Source organism: Pseudomonas sp. 86_A, assembly GCF_017491705.1.
Lineage (GTDB): Bacteria > Pseudomonadota > Gammaproteobacteria > Pseudomonadales > Pseudomonadaceae > Aquipseudomonas > Aquipseudomonas koreensis.
In genome coordinates, this window is the sequence record NZ_JAFGYS010000006.1 from 234,666 (window position 1) to 252,924 (window position 18,259).

The window sequence follows — 18,259 nt, forward strand, 5'->3', positions numbered from 1 at the left end:
GTCATTGAACGCAGAGGTGGCGGCTCAAAGTCCTTGTTGCAAGGCGGGGTCGTCGGGGTTCATCTGTTCCAGTTGTGCGAGCAGAATCTGTACGTTCTGCAACTGCCCGCTTTCCTTCCAGTAATTGATCAACAGCACCCGGGCCTTGCGGTCGGCGGGGTGGCGCTGCACGACTTCCTGCAACTGTTTCTGCGCCGCTTCCAGTTCTTCAGCGGCGTGCAGGGTGGTGGCGAGGTCGTAGCGGAAGTCCTTGTTGTCAGGCTCCAGTTCGACGGCTTTGGACAAGCCGAGCAGGGCGAATTCGCGTTGGCCGTGATGCAACAGCCACAAACCCAACGCGTGCTGCAGGTAAGCGGAATCCGGTTGGGCCTGTAACTGTTTGGCGAGCAATTGGCGGGCGGCATCGCTTTGGCCCTGGCGGTCGAGGACATCGATCTGCATCACCAGCGCCTGCAGGTTGCCCGGCTCCAGGCGCAGGGTGTTATCGAGTGCCTGCTGGGCCTGTTTCAGTTCGGCGTTGTGCAGATACAGTCGCGCCAGTTGCGCGTAGGTGGCGGCGCTTTCCGGTTGGCCTTTGAGCACCTGTTCCCAACCGTCAATCGCCTGTTGCAGCGGGGCGAAATACAAGCCCAGTTCATCCGGCGTCAGGCCCAGCAGGGCGTTGATCGCGGCGAAGCGCACGCTTTGGTCTTCATCGTCGAGCATCGGTCCGAGCAGCAAGCTGCGCTGGCCACCGGGCACCAGTCCCACGATGCTTTGAATCGCTGCCAGGCGCACTTCGGGCGCTTCGTTTTGCAGATGGGCGTCGGCCAGTTTCAGCGCCTGCGGGCTTGGGTAGTTGGGCACCTCGGCCAACAGCCAGACGCTGCGTTTGACTGACAGGTCCGGGCGCGCAAGCTGCTGATACAACTGCCGCGCCGCCCCCGGTTGACCGGAACGGGCCGCGGTCAGGGCTTCGCTGTAGCCACGTTGGATCGCCTCGGGCACCACCGGGGCGGTGGAGCGCAGGGATAACCAGGCAACGACGATGAGCAGCACGAGGCCAAGGCTGATGAGCAGGTAACGGCGGGACTGAGGCATGCGATTTCCGTGAACGGGTGTTCTTTAGCAGAGGGGCAAGCTTCGGTCAGACAAGGCCATCAGTCAAACCCGGGATTGCGAATTGACCGGTAGGCGCTGCCGCAGGCACAAAAAAAGCCCCGCGACCGAATGATACGCGGGGCAAAAAATTGGTTGGTTGCGGCCAACCAAAGGAGCTCTGTAGAAATGCTTACTTGCTGGCGACCGTCTCTGGCTGCCAGCCACCGCCCAAGGCCTTGTAGATCGCGACGATGCCGCGATACAGATCGACTTCGGCCTGGGCCTGGCTGTCTTCGGCATTCAACCGTTCGCGCTGGGCGTCGAGCAGCACGAGGAAATCGGTGGTGCCTTCGCGGTAGCGGATTTGCGCCAGATCAGCAGCCTTGCGGCTCGATTCACTCTGGCGAATCAGCGAGATCAAGCGTTGCTGACGTTTGCCGTAATCGCTGAAGGCGTTTTCCGATTCTTCCAGGGCCAGCAGCACTTGTTGCTCGTAGGTCGCCAGTGCGCCTTCGGCATCCGCATCGGCGCCGCGCAAGCGGGCACGCACGCTGCCAAGGTCGAACGCCGCCCAGGTGATGCTCGGGCCCAGTGCCCAGGCGTTGGCCGCCGAGGAACCGATCTGCGAACCACGCCCGGCCGTCCAGCCGAGGAACCCGCTGAGGCTGACCCGAGGGAACAGGTCGGCTTTCGCCACGCCGATCCGCGCCGTGGCCGACGCCAGTTTGCGCTCGGCACTGAGGATGTCCGGGCGCCGTTGCAGCAGCTCGCCGGGGTCACCGATCGGCAGCGCCTTGGCAATCGCCGGCAGGTCTTTCGGACTCAGGTCGACGCTCAGCTTGTCCGGACGCTCACCCAGCAGGGTGGCGATACGGTTCTTCTGCCGAACCTGTTCGGCCTGCAATTGCGGCACGCTGGCTTCGACCGAGGCCAGGCGCGCATCGGCCCGTTCGACGTCGAGCTGATCGCCCACGCCGGCATCACGCAGGCTGATGGTGATCTTGCGCGACTCCTGCTGGTTTTCCAGGTTGGCGACGGCGATTTTCTCGCGCAGTTGTGCGCCGCGCAGTTGGCCGTAGGCATCGACCAGTTCGGCAATCATGGTGACTTGCAGTTGGTACAGATCCGCCTCAACCGCTTGCTGCTCGGCGTCGGCCGATTCCAGATTGCGCTGGATACGCCCGAACAAGTCCAGTTCCCAGGCCATGTCCAGCCCCAGGTCGTAGCGTTCACTGTTGACCCGTTTGGTGGTCTGGCCAGGGATTTGCCCCTTGGCCAGATCACTGCTGGCGCGGCTGGTGATGGTCGGCATCGCATCGTTGCTGACGTCGTCGCGGATCGCCCGAGCGGCTTTCCAGCGGGCGAATGCCACGCGCAGTTCACGGTTGCCTTGCAGCGATTGAGTCACCAACTGGTTGAGGGTCGGATCGTCGAATTGCTGCCACCAGATGCCTTCGAATTTCGAACGGTCGAAGTTCTTCTGGCCGGCGGCGCCGTCGGTGGCGGACGTGATGTGCGCCGCCTCCGTCGTCGGGGTCTTGTAGTCAGGGCCGACGGCGCAGGCACTCAGGGCCAGCACCAGCAGGCTCGGCAGGAAGACTTTCAGACTCATGGGTGCGCCTCCAGTGGCTTTTGAAGATTGTGCGCCTTGGCCGCTTTGCGAGCTTCGCTGCGCTCCACGAAGTTGCGGATCAGCACATAGAACACGGGGGTCAGCAGCAGACCGAAGAAGGTCACCCCGAGCATCCCGGAGAACACCGCCACACCCATGGCGTGACGCATTTCGGCACCGGCACCGCTGGAGAACACCAGTGGCACCACACCCATGATGAACGCGAAGGAGGTCATCAGGATCGGCCGCAGACGCAGACGGCAGGCTTCCAGTACCGCAGCCAGCGGGTCGAGACCTTCCAGCTGTTTATCCTTGGCGAATTCGACGATCAGAATCGCGTTCTTACACGCCAGACCCACCAGTACGATCAGGCCGATCTGGGTGAAGATGTTGTTGTCACCACCGGAGATGATCACCCCGGTAATGGCCGACAGCAGGGTCATCGGTACGATCAGGATCACCGCCAGTGGCAGGCTCCAGCTTTCGTACTGAGCGGCGAGCACCAGGAACGCCAGCAGTACGCAGAGCGGGAACACGAACAGCGCAGTGTTGCCGGACAGAATCTGCTGGTAGGTCAGGTCGGTCCACTCGTAGGTCATGCCGTTCGGGAGTTCATCCTTGAGCAGTTTCTCGATGGCTTTTTCCGCTTGGCCCGAGCTGTAGCCGGGGGCTGCTGCACCGTTGATTTCTGCAGTGATGAAGCCGTTGTAGTGCATCACGCGATCCGGGCCCGAGGTGTCGCTGACCTTGATGAAGGTCGCCAGCGGGATCATTTCGCCCTTGTTGTTGCGCACTTTCAGCTGGCCGATCTGATCGGATTCGAGGCGGAACTGTTGTTCAGCCTGAACGTTGACCTGATAGGTGCGCCCGAAGCGGTTGAAGTCGTTGGCATACAGCGAACCCAGGTAGATCTGCAGGGTGTCGAAGATGTCGCTGACGGCCACGCCGTGGGTCTTGGCTTTTTCGCGGTCGATGGCGGCATCGACCTGCGGCACGTTCACCGTGTAGCTGGTGAACAGCCCGGCCAGTTCCGGCACGTTGTGGCTCTTGGCGATGATGTTCATGGTTTCCTTGTACAGCTCGTCGTAGCCCAGGTTGCCCCGGTCTTCGATTTGCAGGCGGAAACCACCAATGGTGCCCAGGCCTTGTACCGGCGGTGGCGGGAAGATCGCCATGTACGCTTCCTGAATATTCGCGTACTGACCGTTCAAGGCCCCGGCGATGGCACCGGCGGACATGCTTGGGTCTTTACGTTCGTCGAACGGTTTCAGGGTCACGAACACGATGCCGGCGTTCGGGCTGTTGGTGAAGCCGTTGATCGACAGGCCGGGGAACGCTACGGCGCTTTCCACGCCGGGCTGTTTCAGCGCCAGGTCGGACATGCGCTTGATCACGTCTTCGGTGCGATCCAGGCTCGCGGCGTCCGGCAGTTGCGCGAAGGCCACCAGGTATTGCTTGTCCTGGCCTGGGACGAAACCGGTCGGGGTGTTGGCGAAACCGAAGAACGTCAGCACCATCAGGCCTGCATACAGCAGCAGGGCGATGCCGCTGCTGCGGATCACACGGCGCACCGTGCCTACATAACCATGGCTGGCGCGGTCGAAGAAGCGGTTGAACGGACGGAACAGCCAGCCCCCGAAGATCTTGTCGAGCACCTTGGAGAAGCGATCTTTCGGCGCGTCATGCCCTTTTAGCAATACGGCAGCCAGTGCCGGCGACAGGGTCAGCGAGTTGAACGCCGAGATCACCGTCGAAATCGCAATGGTCAGTGCGAACTGTTTGTAGAACTGCCCGGTGAGGCCGGAGATGAACGCCGCCGGCACAAACACCGCACACAGCACCAGCGCCGTGGCAATGATCGGGCCGGTCACTTCGCCCATGGCCTTTTTGGTCGCATCGAAGGGGTTGAGCCCCAGTTCAATGTTGCGCTCGACGTTCTCCACCACCACGATGGCGTCGTCCACTACGATGCCGATGGCCAATACCAGACCGAACAGCGACAGGGCGTTGAGCGAGAAACCGAACAGGTGCATCACCGCAAACGTACCGATCAACGATACCGGCACCGCCACCAACGGAATGATCGAGGCGCGCCAGGTCTGCAGGAACAGGATCACCACCAGCACCACGAGGATCAGCGCTTCGAAGAGGGTGTGAACCACCGCTTCGATCGAGCCGCGCACGAAGATCGTCGGGTCATAGACGATGCTGTAGTCCATGCCTTGCGGGAAGCTTTTCTTCAGTTCTTCCATCTTGCCGCGAACTTCGTTCGAGATCTCGATGGCGTTCGAGCCTGGGCGCTGGAAGATCGGGATCGCTACAGCGGGCTGGTTGTTCAGCAACGAACGCAGGGCGTACTGGCTGGAACCCAGCTCGACGCGCGCGATGTCCTTGAGCCGAGTGATTTCACCGTTGTCGCCTGCGCGAATGATGATGTTCTCGAACTCTTCCTCAGAAACCAGACGGCCCTGGGTGTTGACCGACAGCTGGAAGCTCTGGGCATTCGGGGCAGGGGGCGCACCGAGTTGACCGGCAGCCACTTGACGGTTCTGCTCACGAATCGCCGTCACCACATCGGTGGCGGTCAGGTTGCGCGACGCGGTCTTGTTCGGATCAAGCCAGACCCGCAGCGAGTAGTCGCCCATGCCGAACAGCTGCACGTCACCAACACCACCCAGACGCGCCAGCTCATCCTTGATGTTGAGGATCGCGTAGTTGGACAGGTAGAGCATGTCGTAGCGCTTGTCCGGCGAGGTCAAGTGCACAACCATGGTCAGGTCGGGCGAGGCCTTGTCGACGGTGATACCGATGCGCGTCACTTCTTCGGGAAGTTTCGGTTCGGTACGGGTCACCCGGTTCTGCACCTGCACCTGCGCGTTGTCCAGGTCAGTGCCCAGAGCGAAGGTGATGGTCAGGGTTATCTTGCCGTCAGCGGTGGACTGCGAGGACATGTACAGCATGTTCTCGACGCCGGTGATGGCCTGCTCCAGCGGCGCGGCCACGGTTTCACCGATGACTTTGGGGTTGGCACCCGGGAAGTTGGCGCGCACCACCACGGTGGGCGGCACGACTTCCGGGTATTCGCTGATCGGTAGCTGGAACAGCGAAATCGCACCGGCGATCAGGATCAACAGCGAGAGCACCGCTGCGAAGATCGGCCGTGAAATGAAGAATTGGGAAAAATTCATCGGAGTTGTCGTCCCTTAACCGCGTGGGGTCGTAGCAGCCAGCTTCACAGCCGAACCCTGTGCACCTTTGGCGGGTGCGACTTTGGGCAGGTTGCTGGCTTCCAGCGCTTGACGTTGTTGAGCGAGTGCCGCGATGGTCTGTTCGCTGGCCATCGGCACCACTTCAGGGGTGACCGGGGAGCCAGGACGAACCCGTTGCAGACCCTTGACGATGATCGTGTCGTCCTTGTTCAGGCCGGTACGAACGATGCGCAGGCCTTCGATTTTCGGACCCAGTTCGACGGCGCGGTAGGCGGTCTTGTTGTCTGCATCCATCACCAGCACGAACTTCTTGCCCAGATCGGTGCCGACGGCTTCGTCATTGATCAGCATGGCGTTGTAGGTGCCGCTGCCGACCAGTTTCAGCCGTGCGTACAGGCCCGGGGTGTAGGTGCCGTCGCTGTTGTCGAACACGGCGCGACCACGGATGGTGCCGGTTTTCGGGTTGACCTGGTTGTCGACGAAGTTCATCTGACCCAGGTGCGGGTTGCCGTCTTCGTTGGACAGGCCCATGTACACCGGGGTGGTGGCGCCGCGCTGGCCGTTACGGGCAAGTTGGGTGTATTTGAGGAACACGCGCTCGTCGGCGTCGAAGTAGGCGTAGACCTTGTCGGTGGAAACCACGCTGGTCAGCGGTGTGGTGTCGGCGGTCACCAGGTTGCCGGCGGTGATCTCGGCGCGGCTGACGCGACCGCTGATCGGTGCCGTGACGCGGGTGAAGCTGAGGTTCAGTTTAGCCAGATCCAATTGCGCTTGCAGGGCACCGACGGCGGCGCGAGCCTCTTGTGCAGCGCTGGTGCGCGAGTCGGCCAGTTCGGCAGAGATGGCGTTGCTGGCACGCAGACGTTCACCGCGACCGGCTTCGTTTTCACTGCGAGTGGCGTTGGCGCGGGCCTGGGCGACCAAGGCTTCGAGGCGGCGCACCTCAGCCTGGAACGGGCGGGGGTCGATCTGGAACAGCAGGTCGCCTTTCTTGACCAGCGCGCCTTCGGTGAAGGCCACGTCGTCGATCTGGCCGGAGACCCGAGGACGGATTTCAACGGTTTCCGGCGCTTCGAGGCGCCCGGTGAATTCGTCCCACTCGTTAACCGGTTGTTCCAGCACTTTGGCCACGCTGACTTTGGCAGCGGGCATCGTGGCGGCAGTCTCCGGAGTCTTGCCGCAAGCGCTCATCACCAGCACGGCCAGCATGGCCAAGGGGAAGCGCAAATGTTTGAGTGACTGTTCCATGGAATCATCCGCCAATGTATTGAAGATGGGCGGATGATGCTCGGCGGGCTGTGATGGCACGAATCGAATGAAGCAAAGGTAACTATCATTCGGAATGATATAAGACCGATTCGAGCCCTCTAGCATGCACCTTTCGTTAGGGGGCTATCAATTGGTTTGATGACAAAGGTGTGTTGCGTCATCGACAAAGGTCAGACATAGCCGCCGGAAATTTTGCCTCAAAGGCCTCTGGCGCGGTGTTCTCTGGGCACCATTGTGCGGGTATACCTGTGCTATAACGCAACCACTGCATCAAAAAAGATGCTGCCAACTTCCTGTCCCTCCCTCAGTTTCCGATCGGGTATTCGATGATATTTGTTGATCGAAATAGAGTTTCTCCACCCCCAGGTTTGCTTGATTACCATCGACGTGAAATTGAGCGGTTGAGGCCGATCTTTGAATCGTTGCAGGGAGCGCACTCACAAAAAGTCATTGATTTGCGAATGCCTCGAGCGTTGCTGGGTCAGGTGCGTGAAAAGCTCTTTGAGCTGTTTAAGGGAAGATGTGCGTTTTGCGAAAGTTCTGGTAGCGAAATCGTACACTTTCGGCCCCTCAAACGCGCAGCCCGGCTTGATGGCAGCATCGACCCTGAGCACTACTGGTGGTTGGCAAGTGATTGGGGAAATCTGTATCTGAGCTGCCCAAGATGCAATATGAGTAAACGGAATCTGTTCCCGATTTTGGGAGAGGTTGCCGCCCCTATGAGTGATAGGCAGTCCCTGTTGTGCGAACTTCCGGTATTGATAGATCCATGCTTGGACAATCCCCAGGACCATCTGAAGTTTCTCAGCAATGGCCAAGTCATAGCCCTTACGGATCGCGGGGCGGCTACGATCAAAATATTTCAGCTCAATCAACGTGGGCTTATCGCGACGCGTAGTGAACTTGCCGTCGAAACACTCACTGTTGCTCAGGAATTAATGTCACGAGGATCCCAGGCGAGCCACGACGAAACGAGGATTCGTGGTTTTTTCTCTTCAAGCACGAGCTTTTTTGCCGTCAGACAAGCGGCGCTCGATGAGCTTTTCACCGAAGTTTCCACGCCACCCGTCACGCCACCTGCACCACCAGTCGAAGTGCCTGAGGCAATAAAGGCAATTCCCGATGCTATCTGGCTTGAAACAATCGAAATCCAGAATTTCAAGGTGATCAGTGACCTGAAATTGTCATTCCCGCCATTACAACCTGACGGTGAACACGCAGTGCAACCCTGGTTGATGGTGCTTGGCGAAAACGGTGTCGGTAAGAGCAGCTTGCTCCAGGCCATAGCCTTGACCATGATGCCTGCCAGTGAGCGCGATAAAACTGATGCAAGCAGCTGGCTTCGAAAGGGCAAGAGCATCAGTCATGGTTTTGTCCGTTTGCTGTTTTCGGATGGCAACCAGCGAGAGATGGTGCTTGAGAAGGGTAAGAAGACCTTTCACATCACGGGGGATGCACCTGATTTGCCGGTCCTCGCCTATGGTTCCACTCGACTGCTTCCTGACGACAGCACCGCTGCACCTGCCTCGCCAGACACGATCAGTGTCCGCAACCTGTTCGACCACATTTACCCGCTGGCACATGTTGAACGTTATCTCTGTGACAAGAAAAAAATCAGTGATACACAGTTCAACCTGTTGGCCACCAGCCTCAAAGAATTGCTGCCCGTCAACGCTGACGCTCTGCTCACACGCAAGAGCAAACACATGGAAAGTAAAATCGACGACAGGTCGGTGTCGCTGCGTGAATTGAGTGACGGGTACAAGTCTGTACTGGCTTTGGCGATGGACATCATGTTCCATCTGACCAACAGTTCGTTTGACATGGAGTCCGCGCAAGGCGTGGTCATGATTGATGAGCTGGAGCTGCATCTTCACCCCCGTTGGAAAATCCAGATCGTGGAGCGATTGCGTCAGCTGTTTCCACGCGTGCGTTTCATTGCAAGTACCCACGACCCGCTGTGTGTGCACGGCTTGAAAAGCGGCGAGTTATGGGTCATGGCCAAGCATCCCAAAGACCAGAGTTTCCTGCTTGAACAAATTGATGTCCCACCTGGGAGTCGAGCAGATGAAGTGCTAACCGGTCCGTGGTTCGGTCTTGAATCGACGATCGATACCGAGACCTTGTTGCTCATGTCCGAGCATAGTGAGTTGTTACAGCAGGCCCGGCCGAACGTGGAGCGCCTCGCCGAGTTGGAGGCCAGGCTGCGTCAGCGCATGGTCACTTTTGGCAGTACGCGTGCACAGCGTGCTGCAATGGCGGCGGCTGCAGTGCTCGACGTCGGTATGCCGGAGTCCCAGGCGAATCAGTTAATCAAGCATCGCCTGCAAAACATTCTGGAAGGCAAGTCAGGAAAGCGGCAGGAGCACAGCGATGCGTAAACTGCAACGACCACCGGTAGCCCCCGATTTCGATCACATAGCTTCAACTATTAGAGCCCGCGTCGCCTCGGCTGCCACGCAAGGGGCAAAACCCAACTTCTCGAGCCTGTGGTCTGACTACAAGGACGTATTCAGCGAAGCGCAAGGTGGTCGGTGTGGGTACTGTGAAGGCCAGGTGTGGGGCCTGCATTATGGGGATGTGGAGCATATTCAGCCCAAGGCAGAAATCCACACGCTCGAGGACCAACCCGAGGACTGGGGGAGGGAAGTCCCCTGGAAAGGCTCGGTGATCGGACGAAAGAGTAAAGGCGACGTCATCATGCCGGGTTACTGGTGGCGAGCCTATTCCTGGGACAACTATCTACTCAGTTGTCAGGTGTGCAATCAGCAATGGAAGGCGAACTTCTATCCGGTGAAAGGGGAGCACACGGTCGTGCCGACTTCGGCCGCAGGCAGGACTTTGCTGCTGTCGCCGTTTGATGAGCATTTCAAACCTGAAGAGCACTTTTCCTTTGGTCGCCTGGGTGAAATTTCCGCTTTAACCGAAGAGGGCAGGGCAACGATCTCAACCTGTGGCCTGGATCGCCCCAGCCTTCGACTGGCCCGCTACAAAATCGCGCACGCCACGCATGAGCATCTCGACGAGATCGCGCGCAATGTCACTGAGCGGGATGTCTTGCGCGTGCTGGAATGCGTTGCGATGGCGGGGCACGCAACCAGTCTTTACTGCGGCATGGTGAGGGTTATCTACACACAGCGCACAACGCTTGAATGGGACACATTGTCCACGTTGATCTCGGGGCTGAGGGAAAGCGCCAACGCTGATCGATCATTGTGCGACTGTTGAGCCCGAAGACCCCCCAAATCATTGGCGAGCGTCATGCGGCGGGGATTTCTAACGAAAGCAGGGCTCTATCCATGCCTTAGCGGTAATGGCACCATGCAATTACTTTCAAGGGACGGAATGACACCAGTGGCGCCAACCTATTTCACCCCAGACCAATTCCAATGCATGCGCACCTGGCATGGCAGACCTTTCGATAAAACTGATGCTTCTCACCGGCAAGCCTACCGTCAATTGCGCGAAGCCTATGACATCACCAAGCAGTGGGCGAGCGCATTGCAACAGCGTGTATTCCCCGATAGCACAGCCCCCCGAGTTATTCGCAGACCCATAGGCCAGTGGCACAAAAAATTTCTGGGCTACAACTGGGCACGTATCTACCCTCGCAAGGATGCTCCGTTGGGTCTGGCTTATACCGTAGGGATTGATGCGACCAAAGGCTTTGTTGTCAAACTCGATCTGGTCGACACAAAAATTGCAGATGCTGCCTTGCGCGAGCGTTATGAGAAGTTGCGTGGCCCTTTTGGGGCTTCACCCATTGTCGCGGTCTTGCCTGCTGAAGAAGGCCTGAAACGGGGGTTTCAGGGCATTGTCGATTGGAGCGCAGCGGCTATTACACACTTTGGATTTGGATACGATGACATGGCCGATCAACTTGGTTTGACCACTGCACCCACCGTGGCTGAAGTACTGGAGCACTTTAAAATCAGCAAGGACTTCAGAAGGCGGCAGCCAGAATGGAGCCTTGAGACAACGCAGTTGTTTGTACGGTTGGCCATTGCGATACATGAAGTGGGTTTTGATTGGTGGTCTACGAAGTCCACTAATGCCCAGTTGGTATTCGGCTCCAAGCAGAAGAATGCAATAAGGGGATCATCGGTTGGGGTGCTGTTCGTGCAAGCGAATCGTGTGTCGGTCAGGTGGGTCTCATTCGGCGATCTGAATACGATATCGGAAAACCAGGACCTGAGTGAGGAGTTGGTGGCATCGGTCGAAGCGGTAAACGCCCAAAAGACGGGCGCCTGGCCCCAGCAAATTCAACAATCCAATCGTCCAGGTTTCTGGCCGGATGATTACAGCAGCGAAGAAGAGACCTCCGTAGAGGAGGGCGAGCAGCCAGTTGGCCTCGAAACGACCGAGGGGGCTGGCGCCCCGCGCAATGAAATCTATTTTGGCCCTCCTGGCACTGGTAAAACCCGCATGTTGCAGGCATTGCTCAGTGGCAAGTACACGTCCGCCGGGGGGGCAAAGCGCTATGAGTTTGTCACCTTCCACCAGTCCTACGGTTACGAAGAATTCGTTGAAGGACTTCGCCCGGTGCTTGTCGATTCCAAGGGGGCGACGGTTGATGAAAATGCTGAATCAGCCGGTTCAAAGGATGTCCGCTACGAAATCAAAAAGGGTGCCTTTCTTCGGCTGTGCGAAAAGGCCCAGGTCGATCCACACCAGCAATACGCAATGGTGATTGACGAGATCAATCGCGGCAACATTAGCAAGATTTTCGGCGAATTGATCACGTTGATCGAAGTCGACAAGCGCAAGGGTGGCGAGTATGAGGTGACACTGACGTTGCCCTATTCAGGCAACTCATTCAGCGTCCCCTCAAATGTCGACGTCATTGGCACGATGAACACCGCTGATCGCTCGTTGGCGCTGGTTGATACGGCGTTGCGCCGACGTTTTGAATTCGTTGAATTGATGCCCGATCCGCTCGTGTTAACCGAAATCGAGGTTGTCAGAGCTGGGCATGAAATCCACCTTGATCGCTTGCTAATGGCACTTAACGCACGCATCGAGGCGTTGTATGACCGTGAACATACCATCGGGCAGGCGTATTTCACGCCCTTGAAAAACCTTGCCCCTGAGGCGCGTTTCGAAGCGCTCGCCAACATTTTTCGGACGCGCATCATTCCGCTGCTGGAAGAATACTTTTTTGAAGACTGGCAGAAAATTCGCTTGGTACTGGGCGATAACCAGCAGCCTGACGAGGCGCTTCAATTTGTCCATGAGTTGAAAGCCGACAGGGGTTCCAAAGCTCTGTTCGGCTCCAATCACGATCTGGATGAATACTCGCTGCGGCCTCAGTACCGCTTGAATAAGACGGTGTTTGATAGCCCGCAAGCCTATGTCGGCATTTATGCGACGTTTGCTGAATGACAGCGATACAGATTTTCGAGTTCGACACGCTGGTCGCCTCGGATGATGACTTCAAGGGCAAGACCGTCCCCCCGAGGGTATTCGCCTGGTTGGAGGAGCAATGCCTGACCCCTGACGCGCGCGCTCCGGTCTGGTTGAAATTGACCAGTCGGCAGGGCCGGCGCGCGATTCAGTTCAGCAATTACGTTGGCGTACTTCGTGCTCCCTGCGGTTATCAAATAGAGATTCTGCCCAAGATCGGTCGCAATATGTCTGCGGACAGGTCACGCAGAAAACTGATCGATATGCTCAAGTGCCTGCGGGGTTTTCGCCATATCCAGACATTGAACGCTGATCTTCAAATGGAGCACATGCCGCTGCTCGAGGTGTTTCTTCAACAGTTTCTTGAGGCTGTACGGCATGTCGTAAAGCGAGGCTTACGCAGCGACTACAGCACTCGGCAGGCTAACCTTTCCAGCCTGCGCGGCAAGCTGTTGATGGCCCCTCACTTGGCGCAGAATCTGCTGCGTCGTGATCGATTCTTCACCGAATTCGACGAGTTCATCCAGAATCGGGCAGAAAACAGGCTCATTCATAGCGCCCTGCGCAAAACGCTGAATATGTGCAAAGCACCCGATAATCAGCGGTTGGCGCGAGAGTTGAGTTTTGTTTTTGCCGAAGTGCCCCTGTGTAGCGATATCGCCCAAGACCTCAAGCGTATCCGGCTTGATCGAGGCATGACTTATTACGAGCCCGCACTTGATTGGGCGCGATTGATCTTGCAGGGCGACAGTCCGGTAACAGGCGCGGGCAAACACGACTCGCCTTCCTTGCTGTTTCCCATGGAGGCGCTGTTCGAAGCCTATGTGGCGAAGCATCTGAATGTTCAAGTTCGTCAGGGTTTCACTCTGCGGACCCAGACCAGCAAGCACCATCTTGTGAGCCACCAGCAACAAGACTGGTTTAGCCTCAAGCCAGATCTGCTGATCGAGCACGGCGCGCAGACTCTTATGGTGCTCGATACTAAATGGAAGATTCTGGACAGTCTCAAAGGAAACGGTCGTGAGAAATACCTGCTCAGCCAGACCGATTTTTACCAGCTACATGCTTATGCACATGCCTACCTGAACGACGCCGGGAATGTGGTGTTGATCTACCCATGGACAGATTCATTTTCTGAACCCTTGCCCGTGTTCGACTTCAGCAGCTCTGATGACCTGAAGCTCTGGGTTCTCCCGTTTTGTATCGAGAGCAACAAGTTGTTGCTCCCCGAGCAGTCTCCCCTTGATCGATGCTTTTCCCGCTGACAGCAATACGTGCCAAATCGAACATGTCCATGTGGGGACGGTGAACTTGACAGTCGTGATGGCAAAATGCAATTTTTGGGGCTGAATTGGATCCAGCCGAAAACCAACAGGGAACGATATGAGTAAGGCTCAAGATTTCTCCAGGCTTTATGTCCGCGTAGCCAGCGACATTGCCACCGCGCTGGATGATGTCTCCAGGCTGGATGTGAGTAATGACAAAGGCAATGTCCACCTTGCCAGCGTCAAGGAAAAACTCGGCGAAATGAAGTCGCGTTTTGACGGCGAGATTTCCTATCTGGAAAAACACGCCGAGTGGGACAACTTCACCATTGCTTTCTTTGGCGAAACCAACGCCGGCAAAAGCACCATCATCGAGAGCCTGCGCATCCTCTTCGAAGAGAAAAAACGTCAGGCCCTGATTCAGCGCAATCAAGCGACCGCTGCTGATATTCAAACGGTGTTCTCGCACAAAAGTGATGAGCTTATCGAGGAACTCAGTACTCGCTATGTGAGTTTCTGTGAAGACATTGCTGCGTTGGGCGACGACATCGGTGCGCTGGTCAATCAGACCCAGCGCGATCTGCAGACGACCCGCCAGCAGCTAGAACACACTCAGCAGGATTACACCTATTGCAAGGAGCGATTGAACCTTGCCGTGAGCGATCTCGATAACACTCGCCAGGCATTGCAGGGTGCCGAAACACGCCTGGCTGAAAGCCATAAGCACCACGCGCAAACTCAAAGCGAACTTCAGCAAACAGGCTTGCAACTTCAGGGCGTGCGTGGCGACCTTCAGCGCATTGAGCAACAGCTGGTGGAGAAGGGCGGTCAGTTGCAGGCCACTCAGGCACAATTGAGCGAGTGCCAGCGTCACAGTGAGGCAGCCCGTATATCGCTGGAGCAGCGGGCAAAAATGAAGCTGGTATTCGGATTGTTGGGAGGGGTTGTGATCGGGGGCATTGCAGGTGCCTTGGGCTATGTGCAGTTGCTGTGAGCCTTGGCATTGATGGCCGAGTAATCACCTTCCCTTCGTAGAATCCGGACCTACTCATGCACGAACAACATTCCTTGAGCGAGTTGGTTAGCGACAGGTTGCCAACGCTCCTCAAACTACAGAAAGAACTTGAGCGCCTGCAGCGTTGTGCAGGCCAGGTCGATGGCGAAATTGTTGGCACCGGCCAGGCAGACTTCACCCAGGACAACGTGATCTACCAGTTCTGCCATCAGGGCAAGAACTTTCACCTCATCGATGTACCCGGTATCGAGGGTAACGAGTCGAAGTACGAAACGATGGTTCAAGCGGCCATTGCCAAAGCCCATTTGGTGTTCTACGTCAACGGCACCAATAAGAAACCAGAGGCCGAGACCGCCCGAAAGATCAAGCACTACCTCAATCGTGATGCCAAGGTGTATGCCATTTGCAATTTGCGTGGCAAGGCGGACTCCTACGAATTCGACAGTGACCGCGAATCTCTTGAGCGTACTCATAAAGATGCCGTCGCGACCCGCGAACAGACCCGTGAAGTGCTGGAAGATATCTTGGGTGGTGAACTGGTCAGCGGCTGCCAAAGCCTGCAAGGATTGCTCGGTTTTACGGGTGTAGCATTCGATGAACGCGGCCTGACCAGCATTCATCCCGCTCGCACCGACCTGCTCAAGTCGCAGCGTGCCTACAAACAAGACTTTGTCAGCCAAAAAGCGATGCGTAGCTTCAGCCAGTTGGATCAGTTGCACCAGGTCATCGGCGATGGCTGCGTCAATTTTGAGCTCGACCTCGTCGAAAGCAACAAGCGTAAAGTACTGCGCCTGCTGCAAGACACCATCGCAGATCTGCAAAAGCAACGAGACGAGCATCAGGCAGTCTGTGCCAGGATCGGTGTGGAAGTTCTGGAGTGCCAGGAGGTCATTCGCAAGAGCTTCCAGGACCAGGCGACCAGCTTCAATTCCAAACGCAATAGCGCACTGGATCGCTTTTTCAATGATCTGACTTCGGCGGCGCGCGAGGCTGTCGAAGTGCACTTCAGCGACAAGGACGATGTCGAGCGTGTCATTCAGCGTCACGTTAGTGAAGGACAGGCACAACTGTCCGAAAGGCTGGAGGAGATCCAGGAGCAATTGCTTGAAGATCTGTCCCAGACAATCGAGCGGGCAGTCAAACGCCTGCAGGAAAACGCCGAACGAGTGAATTTCCAGCAGCGTTTGAGCGAGGCGGCGAACAATTCCATTTCGCTGTCCAGTGCCATGGACGCCATCAGTTTCAATTTCTCCGACGTAGGCAGCTTCTTGCTGAGTGTCGGAGGTTATGCCCTGAGTGGTTTTAGTATCGGTACGCTTTTTCCGGTGATTGGCAACATCGTCGGAGCGATTGTGGGCGGCATACTCGGCCTGTTCGCCGCAGGCATGAGTTACCTCTTCGGTGGCCGCGGCAAAAAGATTGCGGAAGCGCAGGAGCAAGTTGCCAAGGCCATCAAGGCCGAGCGTGGAAAGGTCACGAAGACCTTCAAGCGTGATACAGAAGAGATGCTGGCGAAGATCAAGGACAAAATCGAAAGCTCTGTATTGAGCCAACTAACTGACGAACGCCGCAAGATGGCCGACGTCACCTGCTTGTTCGATGAAAAGATCGCTTCAATTCAGGCACTGAAAAACGAAGTGGGAGATAGACCCTATGGAACAATTTAAACAGTTCAACGCCAGCAAGACCGAGGTGATCAAGTCGCTCGACAACCTCCAGAGACTGGTGGGCGCACTTGAAGCACTTGGACTGGACGTCTCTCAGGACATCGAAAAAATCAAGAAGGCGATTGGCGACGTACAGTCCGATGCCTTGCGTATTGCTTTGCTGGGGGCATTTTCCGACGGCAAGACCAGCGTCGTTGCCGGGTGGCTGGGTCAGGTCATGAAAGACATGAAGATCGATACCAATGAGTCCTCGGACGCCTTGGCGATCTATCGTCCCGACAATCTTCAGGACCGTTGTGAGATTGTGGACACCCCGGGTCTGTTCGGCGATAAGGAAAAGGCAGCTGAAAACGGCGCGCTGGTGCAATACGGCGATATCACCAAAAACTACATTTCCGAAGCGCATCTGATCTTCTACGTGGTCGATGCCACCAACCCGCTCAAGGAAAGCCATCAGGACATCGTCCGTTGGGTTCTGCGCGATCTCAACAAATTGAGCTCGACCATCTTCGTCATCAATAAAATGGATGAAGTTGCCGATCTGCGTGACGCCGAAGAGTTCGAGCAGCAAAGCACCATCAAAAAGAACAATCTGCTGGATAAACTGCAGCGTTTTGTCGACCTTTCTGCGGCCGAGCGCGACGCGATCAACGTGGTCTGCGTAGCCTCCAACCCTAATAGCCGTGGACTGGAATTCTGGCTGGAGCAAAAAGACCTGTATGACGAGCGTTCGCGGATCAGCGAACTCAAACTGGTTACGCAGCAGGTACTTGACGGCAGCGGCCGTGAAACCCTGATCAAGAAGACCGGCATCGATGTCGTGCGTGATGTGCTGGGCAAAAAAATCGCCCTGGCTCAGGACGAGTTGATCAAGTTCAAGCTACTGGCCGATAACCAGCAACGTGACTCGGCGCGAATCCAGGAGGACATTGCCGAGGGCAAACGAAAAATTCTTGCAACGGTGGGCAACCTGTACGAAGAGTTGAATAACCTCGAAACCGATTTGCTTAACAGCATTCGTACGTTGCCGCGCGATCAGGTTCGTGCCTTCCTCGAATCGCAGATTGGTTTCTCGAACAATGATATCGGCGAAAAACTGCGTTTTCGTATCGACCACTTGTTCAGCACCGCATTCAACCAGTCCTCAAGCATCATGAGCGGCATCAGTGCCAAGATCGAACATCAACTCGATAGCTCCTCGGACTTCGCCGACAGCATCACCGCATCGGCATTGTCAGCGTCGAGCCGTGCGCTGACAGCCGTATCGAAAATTCCTGTTGAAAGCATCAAGAACGGCGTATTCCTGGCCCGAGAGACGCTGAAAAGCCTGACCGGCTACGTCTACAAATTCAAACCTTGGGAAGCAACCAAGCTGGCCGCTAACATTAGCCGTTGGGCCGGGCCTCTTGGGGCAGGTATTCAGGTATTGACCGACGTCATCAGCGTTGCCCAGCAGCAACGTGCGGAAGCCGAGCTGAAACAATTGCAGGGTGATTTGGCCGAAGTGGTCAAAAGCTACTTTGCCGAGCCTATGAAGTTGCTCATGGATCCCGAAAAAGTCATGGACATTTTCGCGCCGCAAATCAAGGCGTTCGAGAAGATCCTGGCCGAGCAGGAAGCAAGCCTCGATGATCTGCGCAACCGTCAGATTCAACTGGCAGAGCTTGAGACACACTTGAGCCAGGCGTTTGGTTCGCAAAACGTCTTCGAAGGCGAGTACGGGGTGGTTTGATCCGGTG

11 protein-coding genes are annotated in these 18,259 nt (G+C 56.8%); 7 read left to right on the plus strand and 4 right to left on the minus strand.

Annotation, left to right across the window (positions count from 1 at the left end; all coding sequences use genetic code 11):
• Positions 1-24: 24 nt before the first annotated feature.
• The 4 genes from J5M57_RS11510 to mexE form a co-directional block, all read right to left on the minus strand.
• The gene (locus J5M57_RS11510) at positions 25-1,080 is read right to left on the minus strand and encodes a tetratricopeptide repeat protein (protein ID WP_207848485.1); all 1,056 of its coding nucleotides are present in this window, start codon (positions 1,078-1,080) and stop codon (positions 25-27) included.
• Positions 1,081-1,270: 190 nt separating this feature from the next.
• Positions 1,271-2,692: a TolC family protein gene (locus tag J5M57_RS11515; protein WP_207848484.1), complete on the minus strand. Its 1,422-nt coding sequence runs from the start codon at positions 2,690-2,692 to the stop codon at positions 1,271-1,273.
• On the minus strand, positions 2,689-5,880 hold the full coding sequence (locus tag J5M57_RS11520) for an efflux RND transporter permease subunit (protein WP_083369056.1): 3,192 nt from the start codon (positions 5,878-5,880) through the stop codon (positions 2,689-2,691). Before J5M57_RS11520 ends, J5M57_RS11515 begins: the two co-directional genes overlap by 4 nt.
• A gap of 15 nt (positions 5,881-5,895) precedes the next feature.
• Positions 5,896-7,149 carry a multidrug efflux RND transporter periplasmic adaptor subunit MexE gene (gene mexE, locus J5M57_RS11525; protein WP_207848483.1) on the minus strand — a complete coding sequence of 418 codons (1,254 nt, stop codon included), beginning with the start codon at positions 7,147-7,149 and terminating at the stop codon, positions 5,896-5,898.
• Between the two features lie 482 nt (positions 7,150-7,631).
• Between mexE and J5M57_RS11530 the strand changes: the two genes are divergently transcribed.
• The 7 genes from J5M57_RS11530 (at position 7,632) to J5M57_RS11560 (ending at position 18,252) form a co-directional block, all read left to right on the plus strand.
• The gene (locus J5M57_RS11530) at positions 7,632-9,551 is read left to right on the plus strand and encodes an AAA family ATPase (RefSeq protein ID WP_207848482.1); all 1,920 of its coding nucleotides are present in this window, start codon (positions 7,632-7,634) and stop codon (positions 9,549-9,551) included.
• Positions 9,544-10,398, plus strand: a complete 855-nt coding sequence (locus tag J5M57_RS11535; RefSeq protein WP_207848481.1) for a hypothetical protein — start codon at positions 9,544-9,546, stop codon at positions 10,396-10,398. The genes J5M57_RS11530 and J5M57_RS11535 overlap by 8 nt, the downstream gene beginning before the upstream one ends.
• A gap of 93 nt (positions 10,399-10,491) precedes the next feature.
• The gene (locus tag J5M57_RS11540; RefSeq protein ID WP_243435152.1) at positions 10,492-12,552 is read left to right on the plus strand and encodes an AAA family ATPase; all 2,061 of its coding nucleotides are present in this window, start codon (positions 10,492-10,494) and stop codon (positions 12,550-12,552) included.
• The gene (locus J5M57_RS11545) at positions 12,549-13,838 is read left to right on the plus strand and encodes an McrC family protein (RefSeq protein WP_207848480.1); all 1,290 of its coding nucleotides are present in this window, start codon (positions 12,549-12,551) and stop codon (positions 13,836-13,838) included. Before J5M57_RS11540 ends, J5M57_RS11545 begins: the two co-directional genes overlap by 4 nt.
• A 118-nt stretch (positions 13,839-13,956) precedes the next feature.
• Positions 13,957-14,832: a hypothetical protein gene (locus J5M57_RS11550; RefSeq protein WP_207848479.1), complete on the plus strand. Its 876-nt coding sequence runs from the start codon at positions 13,957-13,959 to the stop codon at positions 14,830-14,832.
• 56 nt (positions 14,833-14,888) lie between these two features.
• Positions 14,889-16,520, plus strand: coding sequence for a GTPase (locus J5M57_RS11555; RefSeq protein ID WP_207848478.1), 1,632 nt, complete (start codon positions 14,889-14,891; stop codon positions 16,518-16,520).
• On the plus strand, positions 16,507-18,252 hold the full coding sequence (locus J5M57_RS11560; protein WP_207848477.1) for a LeoA/HP0731 family dynamin-like GTPase: 1,746 nt from the start codon (positions 16,507-16,509) through the stop codon (positions 18,250-18,252). Before J5M57_RS11555 ends, J5M57_RS11560 begins: the two co-directional genes overlap by 14 nt.
• The last annotated feature ends 7 nt before the right edge of the window (positions 18,253-18,259 follow it).

Excerpts from the sequence above, each read along its gene's own strand:
- J5M57_RS11510 (WP_207848485.1), bottom strand. The coding sequence starts at position 1,080 with ATGCCTCAGTCCCGCCGTTACCTGCTCATCAGCCTTGGCCTCGTGCTG.
- J5M57_RS11515 (WP_207848484.1), bottom strand. The coding sequence starts at position 2,692 with ATGAGTCTGAAAGTCTTCCTGCCGAGCCTGCTGGTGCTGGCCCTGAGT.
- J5M57_RS11520 (WP_083369056.1), bottom strand. The coding sequence starts at position 5,880 with ATGAATTTTTCCCAATTCTTCATTTCACGGCCGATCTTCGCAGCGGTG.
- mexE (WP_207848483.1), bottom strand. The coding sequence starts at position 7,149 with ATGGAACAGTCACTCAAACATTTGCGCTTCCCCTTGGCCATGCTGGCC.
- J5M57_RS11530 (WP_207848482.1), top strand. The coding sequence starts at position 7,632 with ATGCCTCGAGCGTTGCTGGGTCAGGTGCGTGAAAAGCTCTTTGAGCTG.
- J5M57_RS11535 (WP_207848481.1), top strand. The coding sequence starts at position 9,544 with ATGCGTAAACTGCAACGACCACCGGTAGCCCCCGATTTCGATCACATA.
- J5M57_RS11540 (WP_243435152.1), top strand. The coding sequence starts at position 10,492 with ATGCAATTACTTTCAAGGGACGGAATGACACCAGTGGCGCCAACCTAT.
- J5M57_RS11545 (WP_207848480.1), top strand. The coding sequence starts at position 12,549 with ATGACAGCGATACAGATTTTCGAGTTCGACACGCTGGTCGCCTCGGAT.
- J5M57_RS11550 (WP_207848479.1), top strand. The coding sequence starts at position 13,957 with ATGAGTAAGGCTCAAGATTTCTCCAGGCTTTATGTCCGCGTAGCCAGC.
- J5M57_RS11555 (WP_207848478.1), top strand. The coding sequence starts at position 14,889 with ATGCACGAACAACATTCCTTGAGCGAGTTGGTTAGCGACAGGTTGCCA.
- J5M57_RS11560 (WP_207848477.1), top strand. The coding sequence starts at position 16,507 with ATGGAACAATTTAAACAGTTCAACGCCAGCAAGACCGAGGTGATCAAG.